The 10,967-nt window shown below is 66.8% G+C and carries 6 protein-coding genes; 3 read left to right on the top strand and 3 right to left on the bottom strand.

All coding sequences use genetic code 11. The features are described from left to right. Nucleotides 1–37 precede the first annotated feature (37 nt). The 3 genes from M3B11_RS13035 to M3B11_RS13025 form a co-directional block, all read right to left on the bottom strand. On the bottom strand, nucleotides 38–892 hold the full coding sequence (locus M3B11_RS13035; RefSeq protein ID WP_259877877.1) for a 3-hydroxybutyryl-CoA dehydrogenase: 855 nt from the start codon (nucleotides 890–892) through the stop codon (nucleotides 38–40). Nucleotides 893–966: 74 nt separating this feature from the next. Next, entirely contained in the window at nucleotides 967–1,470 is a 504-nt protein-coding gene (locus M3B11_RS13030) for a peptide deformylase (RefSeq protein ID WP_259877876.1), read from the bottom strand. Continuing rightward, nucleotides 1,463–4,864: a pyruvate carboxylase gene (locus M3B11_RS13025; protein WP_259877874.1), complete on the bottom strand. Its 3,402-nt coding sequence runs from the start codon at nucleotides 4,862–4,864 to the stop codon at nucleotides 1,463–1,465. Before M3B11_RS13025 ends, M3B11_RS13030 begins: the two co-directional genes overlap by 8 nt. 194 nt (nucleotides 4,865–5,058) lie before the next feature. On the opposite strand from M3B11_RS13025, the gene M3B11_RS13020 reads away from it, so the two are divergent. The 3 genes from M3B11_RS13020 (at nucleotide 5,059) to M3B11_RS13345 (ending at nucleotide 10,946) form a co-directional block, all read left to right on the top strand. Then, nucleotides 5,059–6,222: an exonuclease SbcCD subunit D gene (locus tag M3B11_RS13020; protein WP_259877872.1), complete on the top strand. Its 1,164-nt coding sequence runs from the start codon at nucleotides 5,059–5,061 to the stop codon at nucleotides 6,220–6,222. Continuing rightward, nucleotides 6,219–9,266 carry an SMC family ATPase gene (locus M3B11_RS13015; RefSeq protein ID WP_259877871.1) on the top strand — a complete coding sequence of 1,016 codons (3,048 nt, stop codon included), beginning with the start codon at nucleotides 6,219–6,221 and terminating at the stop codon, nucleotides 9,264–9,266. Before M3B11_RS13020 ends, M3B11_RS13015 begins: the two co-directional genes overlap by 4 nt. A gap of 126 nt (nucleotides 9,267–9,392) precedes the next feature. Further along, entirely contained in the window at nucleotides 9,393–10,946 is a 1,554-nt protein-coding gene (locus tag M3B11_RS13345; RefSeq protein ID WP_311197864.1) for an AAA family ATPase, read from the top strand. Nucleotides 10,947–10,967: the final 21 nt, after the last annotated feature.

Genomic DNA, 10,967 nt, shown 5'->3' with positions numbered 1-10,967 from the left:
GTGTCAGCCGGTGGTGCCCGGGCGGTTCAGGCTGGGCTCACCAGTCGTAGAAGCCCTTGCCGGTCTTGGCGCCGAGCAGACCGCCGTCGACCATACGCGAGAGCAGGATCGGCGGCTTGGCAGCCGGGTCTCCGGTCTCGTCGTAGATGCTTTGCCCGACGAACAGGCAGGTGTCGAGGCCGACCATGTCGGCAAGCTTGATCGGGCCCATCGGGTGCGCGCAGCCGTTGACCATCCCGGTGTCGATGTCCTCCTTGGTGGCGTGACCGGATTCGAGCATCCGGATCGCCGAGAACAGGAACGGGATGAGCAGCGCGTTGACGATGAAGCCGGGACGGTCATCGGAGCGGATCGGGGTCTTGCCGAGCACCTGGGCGGAGAGCTTCTCGATCTCATCCGCCACCTCGGGAGCGGTGACGACCGAGGAGATGATCTCCACCAGCGGCTGCACCGGGGCGGGGTTGAAGAAGTGCAGGCCGAGGACGCGTTCGGGCCGCGAGGTCGCCTGGGCGAAGCGGATGATCGGCATCGAGGAGGTGTTGGAGGCGAGGATCGCCTGCTCATCGGTGACGATGGCGTCGAGTTCGGCGAAGATCTTCTTCTTGATGTCCTCGTTCTCGCTGGCTGCTTCGATGACGAGCTGGCGGTCGGCCATCGCGGAGAGCTCGGTGGTGAAGCTGAGACGGCCGAGGGCTTCGTCGCGTTCCTGCTCGGTCATCTTGCCGCGCTCGACGCCCTTGGCGAAGGACTTCTCGATGCGCTTGCGGCCGGCGGCCACCGCCTCGTCGCTGATGTCGCGGATGACGACGCTCAGGCCGGCGCGGGCGAGCACCTCGGCGATGCCCGATCCCATCAGGCCGCAGCCGATGACTCCTGCACGTTCAATGGTCACTGGTACTCCTTCGATCGTTGTCTGCCCGCCGGGCGCGCTGCCCGGCGGTCTGTCTGTCGGTTTGGCCGGTGGTCTCAGCGGCCCGCCATGAACCAGTCGGTCTGGCGGATCGCCTTGAGTGCCTGTCTGCGGCGTTCGGCCGGCAGGGTTTCGATGTAGACGATGCCGTCGAGGTGCTGGGTTTCGTGCTGCAGCATCTGGGCGAAGACCTCCTCGCCTTCGACGCGGATCTCCTCGCCTTCGACGTTGAGTCCGGTCACAGCGGCGTACTCCCACCGTGGGGTGGGAAACCACAGTCCCGGCACTGACAGGCAGCCTTCGTCGATATCGCGCAGCTCGCCGCCGGTTTCGACGATAACGGGATTGATGACATGTCCGGTCCGCCCGTCGAGGTGGTAGGCGAAGATTCGCTTGTCCATCCCGATCTGTGGTGCTGCCACAGCGGCCCGGCCCTCAGGGACTGTGGTGTCCGCGAGGTCCTGGACCATGCGCCGCAGGCGGTCGTCGAAGACCGTCACCTCGGTGCAGCGGGTCCGCAGCACTGGGTCGCCGTAGCATCGGATCTCCCGCTCAGCCATCGACCACCACGACGAGGTCGCCGCCTTCGAGCTGCTGGACTTCGCCGATCGCCACACGCGAGACGGTGCCGTCGATGTGGCTGGTGATCGAGGCCTCCATCTTCATCGCCTCGATGGTGGCGACGGTCTGTCCGGCCTTGACTTCGTCGCCGACCTTGACCTGCAGGGTCACGACGCCTGCGAACGGGCTGGCGACGTGGCCGGGGTTGGAGGAGTCGGCGCGTTCGGCGGTGGCGACGTCGACCTCGATGGAGCGGTCGCGCACCGACATCGGCCGCAGCTGGCCGTTGAGCGTGCACATGACGGTGCGCATGCCGCGGTCGTCGGCGGCGCCGACGGCCTGGACGCCCATGAGCAGCGCCTTGCCCTTCTCGATGATGACGGAGTGCTCTTCGCCTTCGTCGAGTCCGTACAGGTATGCCTGGGTCTCCAGGACCGACAGGTCGCCGTAGGTCTCCCGCATCCGGTTGAATTCCTTCGTCGGGGCGGGGAACAGCAGCCGGTTGAGAGTCTCCTGGCGGGTGCGGCCGGGTTCGGTGAGCAGTCCGGCGTCGTGTGCGGAGAGATCCTCGGTGGCCGGCTTGTGGGAGCGGCCGTCGAGTGCCTTGGTGCGGAACGGCTCGGGCCAGCCGCCGGGCGGGTCGCCGAGGTCGCCGGAGAGGAAGCCGATGACTGAGTCCGGGATATCGAAGTCCGACGGGTTCTCTGCGAACTCCTGCGGGTCGGCTCCGACTGCCACGAGGTGAAGGGCGAGGTCACCGACGACCTTCGACGACGGGGTCACCTTGACGAGGTGGCCGAGGATGTCGTCGGCGGCTTCGTACATAGCCTCGATCTCCTCGAACTTCTCCCCCAAGCCCAGTGCGTTGGCCTGCTGGCGCAGGTTCGACAGCTGGCCGCCGGGGATCTCGTGGCGATAGACGCGTCCGGTCGGTCCAGGCAGGCCGGATTCGAACGGCTTGTAGACGTTGCGCACGGCCTCCCAGTACGGCTCGAGGTCCTCGACGCTCTTGAGTGACAGGCCGGTGTCCCGGTCGGTGTGCTCCAGTGCTGCCACGAGCGCGGAGATCGACGGCTGCGAGGTGGTGCCGGCGACCGAGGCACTGGCCACGTCGACGGCGTCGGCGCCCGCGGCCGAGGCGGCGAGCAGGGTCGCGAGCTGGCCGCCGGCGGTGTCGTGGGTGTGGACGTGGACGGGCAGGTCGAAGCTCTCCCGCAGGGCGGTCACCAGCTTGGTGGCTGCTGCTGGGCGGAGCAGTCCTGCCATGTCCTTGATGGCGAGCACGTGGGCGCCGGCTTCGACGATCCGCTCCGCGAGACCCAGGTAGTAGTCGAGCGTGTAGAGCTTCTCATCGGGGTTGTTCAGGTCCGAGGTGTAGCACAGGGCGACCTCGGCGACGGCCGAGCCGGTGCTTCGCACCGATTCGATGGCCGGGCGCATCTGCTCGACGTCGTTGAGGGCGTCGAAGATGCGGAAGATGTCGACACCGGTGCGGGTGGCCTCGTCGATGAAGGCATCGGTGACCTCGGTCGGGTACGGGGTGTAGCCGACGGTGTTGCGGCCGCGCAGCAGCATCTGCAGGTTGATGTTCGGCATCGCCTCGCGCAGCTTCGCCAGGCGCTCCCACGGATCTTCGGCCAGGAAGCGCAGCGCCACGTCGTAAGTCGCTCCGCCCCAGCACTCGACGGAGAGCAGCTGCGGGGTCATGCGGGCGACGTACGGGGCGACGTCGAGGAGGTCCTTGGTGCGCACGCGGGTGGCCAGCAGCGACTGGTGCGCATCGCGGAAGGACGTGTCGGTCACCGCTAGGGTCTTCTCCTGGCGCAGACGCTGGGCGAATCCTTCGGGGCCGAGCTTGTCGAGCGTCTGCTTCCAGCCGGCTGCCGGGTCTGCGTCGAAGGAGACCTCCGGGAGCTTCTCGCTGGGGCTCAGGTAGACCGGCGAGTCGCCGTTGGGCTTGTTGACGGTGACATCGGCGAGGAACTCGAGCAGCTTCGAGCCGCGGTCGGCACCGACCTTGGCCTCCAGCAGGTGGGGCCGCTCTTCGATGAAGGTCGTTGACAGGTCTCCGCGCATGAAGGCGGGGTCATCGAGCACCGCACGCAGGAAGCCGATGTTGGTCGCCACACCGCGGATCCGGAACTCGGCGATGGCGCGGCGGGCGCGGTTGACGGCCTGTTCGAAGTCGCGGCCGCGGGTGGTGCACTTGACGAGCATCGAATCGAAGTGGGCCGAGACCTCCGCCCCGGCGTAGACGGTGCCGCCGTCGAGGCGCACACCGGCGCCGCCGGCGGAACGGTAGGCGGTGATGGTGCCGGTGTCGGGACGGAAGGAGTTCGCCGGGTCCTCGGTGGTGATGCGGCACTGCAGGGCCGCACTCTTGATGCGCAGCGCATCCTGGGTCAGGCCGAGGTCGGCGAGTGACTCACCGGCGGCGATGCGCATCTGGGACTGCACGAGGTCGACGTCGGTGATCTCCTCGGTGACGGTGTGCTCGACCTGGATGCGCGGGTTCATCTCGATGAAGGCGTGCTTGCCGGAGCGCGGCCCTTCGGTTTCGAGGAGGAACTCGACGGTGCCGGCGTTCTGGTAGCCCAGTGCCCGGGCGAAGGCGAGGGCGTCGTTGCGCAGCGCCTCCGCGATCTCCTCGTCGAGGTGCGGGGCCGGGGCGATCTCGACGACCTTCTGGTGGCGACGCTGGATCGAGCAGTCGCGCTCGAACAGGTGCACAGCCTCGGAGTTGTTGTCGGCCAGCACCTGCACTTCGATGTGGCGGGGGCGCTGCACAGCCTGTTCGATGAACACGGTCGGGTCTCCGAAGGCGCCTTCGGCCTCGCGCATCGCGGCCTTGAGTGCGTCGACGAGCTCGGTCTTGTTCGCCACGCGGCGCATGCCGCGTCCGCCGCCGCCGGCGACGGCCTTGACGAACAGCGGGTACTCCATGCCGTCGGCCTCACCGAGCAGCTGATCGATGTCGGCTGACGGACGGGTCGATTCGAGGGTCGGGATCCCGGCACGCCGGGCCGCGTCGAGGGCCTGGACCTTGTTGCCGGCCATTTCGAGGACGCCCGCCGAGGGGCCGATGAAGGTCAGGCCGTTCTCTTCGCAGGCACGGGCGAGATCGGGGTTCTCGGAGAGGAATCCGTAACCGGGGTAGATCGCGTCAGCGCCGGATTCCTTGGCGACGCGGATCATCTCGTCGACGCTGAGGTAGGCGCGGACGGGATGGCCTTCCTCGCCGATCAGGTAGGCTTCGTCAGCCTTGAGCCTATGCTCCGAATTGCGGTCCTCATAGGGGAAGACGGCAACGGTGGAGGCACCGAGTTCGTAGGCGGCACGGAATGCGCGAACCGCGATTTCACCGCGGTTGGCAACGAGAACTTTGGAGAACATCAGGTATGACCGTTCCTCTCGGCGCCGACGGGTGGTCGGCGGAATTCCTTTATCGGTTCCTACTGTACGCAGGGCTGTTTCCGCCACCGTGCACAGGTTCCAGTTTGCTGCTCCAAGTGTACGGGCACGCCCGGGCGCGGATGTGACCGGCCTGACGTCGAAGCGGTGTCCGTGGTCTTGGCTAGGCTGGCACCATGCGGATCCTCCACACCTCTGACTGGCATCTGGGGCGCACCTTCTTCGGTGTCGACCAGACTGCTGCGCAGCGTGCGTTCCTCGACCATCTGCTCTCCGTCGTCGCAGCCGAGCGCATCGATGCAGTGCTTGTCGCCGGAGACGTCTACGATCGGGCGATCCCGCCGGCCGATGCCCTGACGAACTTCGATGAAACGGTCACCGCGCTCCTCGACTCCGGGGTCCGGGTCATCGCCACCAGCGGCAACCACGACTCGTTCATGCGGCTGGGTCACGGACGTCGCACCCTCGACCATGCCGGCCTGCACATCCGCAGCCGGATCTCCGATCTCACCTGGCCGGTGCTGCTGGGCGGCAGTGCGTCCGCACCCGAGGTGGTGGTGTACGGGGTCCCGTATCTGGAACCTGGGCTGGTGGCCGGGAAGTTCGGGTGTGCCCGCAGCCATGAGGCGGTGCTGACGCACGTCATGGACCTCATCCGCGCCGATCACCAAGCGCGGCACCCAGACGCCTTCCTCATCGTCGCAGCTCACGCTTTCGTTGGCGGGCATTCGCTGGCCAGCGAATCGGAGCGCTCGATCGATGTCGGCGGCGTCTCGATCGTCTCCGCTGATGTCTTCGCGGGTGCTGACTACGCGGCTCTCGGGCATCTGCACCGGCCCCAGGACGTCACCGACACCGTCCGGTACTCCGGGTCCCCGCTGCCGTACTCCTTCACCGAGGCCACGACACCCAAGCGGATGCTGCTGCTCGACGCCTCGGGCCCGGAGCTCAGCGTCGAGAGCATCGGTCTGCCTGCTTTCAACGATGTGCGCACCTTGCGCGGCACCTTGGATGAGGTGCTCGAGAGCGGGCGGGCGGCACGCGCGGATGACGAGGATCTCACCGAAGCCCTGGTGGCTGCTGAGCTGACCGATCCGGCACGGGTCTCCGGCGCACTCGGCCGGCTGAAGGAGATTTTCCCGCAGCTCATCAAGATGACCTGGGTCAATGCCGCACAGCCTGCGCAGGCACATGGAGCGGCAGCGCAGAGCGGCGTCGAACGCTCTGACCGCGAGGTGTTCTCCGACTTCATCTCCCACGTCACCGGGCAGCCGGCTGCTGCTGAGGATCTCGCCCGCTTCGACTCAGCGCTGCTGGAGCTGCGGGAGGCGACGTCATGAGGATGAACTCGCTGCAGATGCAGGCCTTCGGCCCGTTCCCCAGCGCACAGGCCGTCGACTTCGACGAGCTCGGTGCCGATGGTCTGTTCCTCATCAGCGGTCCGACCGGAGCGGGCAAGACGACGATCCTCGATGCGCTCGCCTTCGGGCTCTACGGCACCGTGCCCGGAGCGCGCAGCGATGCTGAGGATTACCGCAGCCATTACGCCGATCCTGACACCCCGACCTACGTCGAGGTCGAGTTCACTGCGCAGGCACGGCGGTGGAGAGTCCGCCGCAGCCCGCGCTACATGCGCTCGAAGAAGCGCGGCACCGGTATGACCGAGGCGAAGGCGACCGCTGAGCTGTCGGTGTTCAACCCGGAGTCGGGGCACTGGGACGGCATCGGCCGCACCGTGTCGGAGGTGCAGGCGGAGATCAACCGGGTGCTCGGGCTCAACGCCGCCCAGTTCATGCAGATCGTGCTGCTCCCCCAAGGTGAGTTCGCCCGTTTCCTGCGGGCAGATCCGATCGAACGCGAGCCCATCCTCCGGCGCCTGTTCAACACCGAGCACTTCACGGAGCTGGAGACGATTCTCGAAGTCCGCGCCCGGCAGGCGCGTGCCGCACTCGAAGCCGTGTCACAGGAACGGCAGGCGCTCATGCGCCAGGCGCAGGGCAGCTGCGGCGAGGATCTGCCGATCACCGCTGCCGCCCACCCCAGCATCGCCGATGTCGACGCTGTGCTCGGGGCGGCCGTCAGTGTTGTTCGCGAACGGATCGAGATCTTCACTGCGCTGCTGCAGTCTGCCCGCGCACGCGCTGCCGATGCCGAGGCGGCTGCCGACACCGCAGCGGCACGTCAGGCTGACCGTGCGAAGCTCACACAGCTGCGCAGCCGGCAGGAGGCCTACACCGCCTCCGCCGACGAGCGAACACAGTTGACCCAGCTGCAGCGTCGGGCACTGACAGCAGAGCAGGTCGCACCGTACGAACGTGAAGCCGACCGTGCGGCACGCGAACAGGAAGCAGCAGTAGAGCAGCAGACCGCAGCGCTGAGGGCATTCAACACAGAACTGGCTGCACTCCCCCGCCAGCCTGAAACCCCCTCTCCCGAACATACCGTTCAGGCAGCTGGCGACGGTCAGCGCGCTGCCGCCAGCATCGCCACGCATCTGGCGCGCGTCGACGAGCTCACGCTCAAGCGCGCCGAACTCCAGCATCAGCAGTCGGCCGCAACCAGCCGGGTCACCGAACTGGAGGAACAGACCACTGCCCAGAACGCAGCACTCGATGAGCTCAATGCCCGCATCGAGAGTCGCGGTGACGTCCAGCAGGAACACGACAGGCTCAACCGCGCGCTGGAAGCTGCTGAAGTCCGCCAGCAGCGCAGCGACGAGATCACCGCTGCCCAGCAGCGGCTCGACGCGCAGCAGGAAGCGCTGAAGGCCAGACAGGACGAGGAAGCCGCCGCGCAGCACGCCTATGCCCGGATCCGTTCGACCCGGCTGGCCGGCATCGCAGCCGAACTCGCCGCTGAGCTGACGCCAGGAGACGCATGCTCGGTCTGTGGGTCCACCACCCACCCCGCCCCGGCAGAGCCCGGTGACGACACGGTGACGAAAGCCGACGAGGACGCCGCGCTGCGCGCGTGGACGCAGGCGCAGAGCGCCGCTAACACCTCACGCAGCACGTTGGCGGAGACCAGCGCCCGCATCATCGCCCTCAAGCGCAGCCTCGACGAACTGGCGGGCGAGCAAACAACCGCCACCGCGGACGACCTCACCCAGGCGCGCGACACCGCCGCACAGACCCTGCGAGAGCTCGAGCAGGCACGCACGAAGCGCGATGAGCTGCGGCAGAGGCGAGCCGCGCTCGAACAGCAGCAGGCCTCAGCACGTGAGCATGCGCAGGCCTGCGCCACCGAATTGTCAGCCGTCGAGGGCCAGCTGAAGCAGCTCGATGACGTCGTCTCAGGCGACCAGGAAGCGGCCCTGCATCCGTTCGGCTTCGAGGCTCCCAGCACCTCAGCAGCTGCTGAGGAATGCGCAGCTCAGCTGCAGCGTCTGCGCGATGCCGGTGAGACGCTGATCCAGACGCAGACGAAGCGAGAGGCTGCAGCCGCCGAATCCGCTCAACGCGGTGACGCGTTTGCGACCGCACTTGCTGAGGCAGGGTTTGCCGACAGAGGCGAGTATCAAGAAGCCCGCGAGATCGATCGGGCCGATGTCGAGAAGAGTCTGCGCGACGCTGCCGACGAAGCGGCCCGCATCGCGGAGCTGACGAGCCAGGACTGGTACACGTTCGCCAGCGCTGACACCGCATCAGACGAGGAGCTGACGGCCTGTGTTGCGATCACAGCGGAACACCACACGACGGCATCCTCCGACGCCGAGCATCTCGGTCAGCTGCTGGCGGTGCACAGGCATGACGCGGCGGATCTCATCCAGTTGCGCGAGCGCTTCATGCAGACTGCTGATGAGGTGGAAGCCGAGGTCGCGCAGCATCGCGGAGACGTCGCGCTTGACGGCATCGTGCGGGCGACCTCCGCTGACAACCTCCAGCGGCTGCCGTTGAGCTCGTATGCCCTGCTCTCGCTTTTCGTTGAAGTCGCTCACAATGCGTCCGAACGTCTGCAGACGATGAGCGGCGGTCGGTTCACGCTGATCCACGACCTGTCTTTGCACCGGCGGGAGAAGCGGGCGGGACTCGGCCTGCAGGTGCTCGACACATTCACCGACGAACCGCGTGATCCCCGCTCACTCTCGGGCGGCGAGACATTCATGGCCTCCCTCGCCCTGGCTCTCGGGCTCGCCGACACTGTGGCCGCCGCGGCCGGCGGCATCAGATTGGACTCGCTGTTCATCGACGAGGGATTCGGCTCGCTCGATCCTGATGCTCTGGCCCAGGTTCTGGAGGTGCTCGACGAGCTGCGCGCCGGTGGACGATGTGTCGGCGTCATCTCCCACGTGCAGTCCATGCTGCAGTCGATTCCCCAGCAGTTGCGCATCGAGCGAAGCCCCACCGGATCGACAATCACACACCGCTCCTCCCCCGACAGCTGAGGGCGCTTGCTCCGAGGTCAGACCGCCTGAGCCCGGCACAACTGGTGATCTGTTCAAACTGGTGGCCATCTGCCGTGCGATGTCCGTGACCGCGATGTGCAGATCGGATACCGTAAGAGTGTGCTTGTGCTCAGCGTCTCTAGTCTTAAAGGTGGGGTCGGAAAGACCTCGGTGACCCTCGGTTTGGCCTCTGCTGCCTACAGCCGCGGCATCCCGACCCTGGTGATCGATATGGATCCCCAGGCGGATGCCTCGACAGGTCTCGACATTCCCGTGCGCACCGAAGTCGACATCGCCGACGTGCTCGCTGCACCGCGCAAGCGGATTCTCGAACGCGCCGTCGTCCCCAGCGGATGGGTCGGCGAACAGCGTGGACATGTCGACGTGATCTCCGGGTCACCGCGTGCCGCTGAGTTCGACCAGCCCACCTTGTCGCTGCGCTACCTGCGCCGACTGTCGGAGGCCATCCACAAGGCCGGCACCGGCTACCGTCTCGTCCTCATTGACTGCCCGCCATCGCTCAACGGCCTCACCCGCGCGGCCTGGACCGCCAGCAGCCGTGTGCTCATCGTGACCGAACCCGGGCTCTTCTCGGTGGCAGCCGCCGACCGCGCACTGCGTGCCACCGACGAACTGCGCCGCCGCACCGCTAGTGACCTGCAGCCGCTGGGAATCGTCGTCAATCGCGCCAGGCTGCAGTCCCGGGAGCACTCCTACCGCATCGAAGAGCTGCGCGAGATGTTCGGCCCACTGGTGGTCAACCCGCCGATTCCCGAACGCACTGTGCTGCAGCAGGCTCAGGGATCAGCACGTCCAATCCACTCCTGGCCAGGCAAGCCGGCAGCTGAGCTCGCCGCAGCCTTCGATAAGATCCTCGACCGCGCGCTGCGCTCAGAACGCATCCGCCGCAAAGCAGACGCCAAGGCCACCCCAGCGTCTTCAACCGCAGTAGCCGACAGCTCTGGCGATACGCAGAAGCCCGAAGCAGACGCCGTACCAGACGAGGGTCCGATGACGCCGCAGAAGAATGTCGGTGCTCAGGATCGCGCAGGCGCGGTTGAAGAGCCCGCGACTCAACCGGCAGAACCCACCACCAGAACACCTGTTGAAAAGGGCGAAGAGAGTCAGAAGCCGACAGACGTCGACACCGAGCATGACTCGGCTCCGAATGTGCAGAGCGAACCCGAACAGCCAGCCGAGCAGGACCGCGACGAAGATGAGAAGCCCTCGGCTGCGCCAACTGAGTCCGATTCAGCCGAAGAAACCCGTTCGTCGAAAGAACAGGACGCTAAGGGCACGCCAGGAGCCTTGACCGAGGCTGGCGCAGACGGCGGTCCTGATTCAGCCGCTGAAGTGCAGGCGCGTGAAGAGGGCCCTTCCCAGACCAACGGCGTTCGCCCGCAGTCACCGATGGGAGGACAGCCGCCGAAGCCGCGTTCAGCTCCAACCGTCGGCAGCCAGCTCACCGGGACATCGGTGTCAGCGCTACCCGCTCAGCCGTCGTCACAGCAGGACGATTTGGGCGTCGAAACTGCCGCTATGCCTCTCGTCGATACTGATACCGGCCCAGCTCAGATCCACGAGCCCGCCGGAGGCGAAGAAGCGTTCCTCACCCGGCGCGAGCTGCGTGAGCGCCGTGAACGCGAGAAGAGCAGCAAGCGCAAGTGGTTCGGACGCTGAGGAGCGTCTGAGACACAGGCC

Origin of the sequence: Brevibacterium sp. p3-SID960 (assembly GCF_025144725.1) — a bacterium.
GTDB lineage: Bacteria > Actinomycetota > Actinomycetes > Actinomycetales > Brevibacteriaceae > Brevibacterium.
Note: the sequence above shows the minus strand (reverse complement) of the source record. Positions and strands in the feature narration are given on the sequence as shown.

Bases quoted from the DNA above. Each gene is read 5' to 3' on its own strand.
- M3B11_RS13030 (WP_259877876.1), bottom strand. From the start codon at position 1,470: ATGGCTGAGCGGGAGATCCGATGCTACGGCGACCCAGTGCTGCGGACC.
- M3B11_RS13025 (WP_259877874.1), bottom strand. From the start codon at position 4,864: ATGTTCTCCAAAGTTCTCGTTGCCAACCGCGGTGAAATCGCGGTTCGC.
- M3B11_RS13020 (WP_259877872.1), top strand. From the start codon at position 5,059: ATGCGGATCCTCCACACCTCTGACTGGCATCTGGGGCGCACCTTCTTC.
- M3B11_RS13015 (WP_259877871.1), top strand. From the start codon at position 6,219: ATGAGGATGAACTCGCTGCAGATGCAGGCCTTCGGCCCGTTCCCCAGC.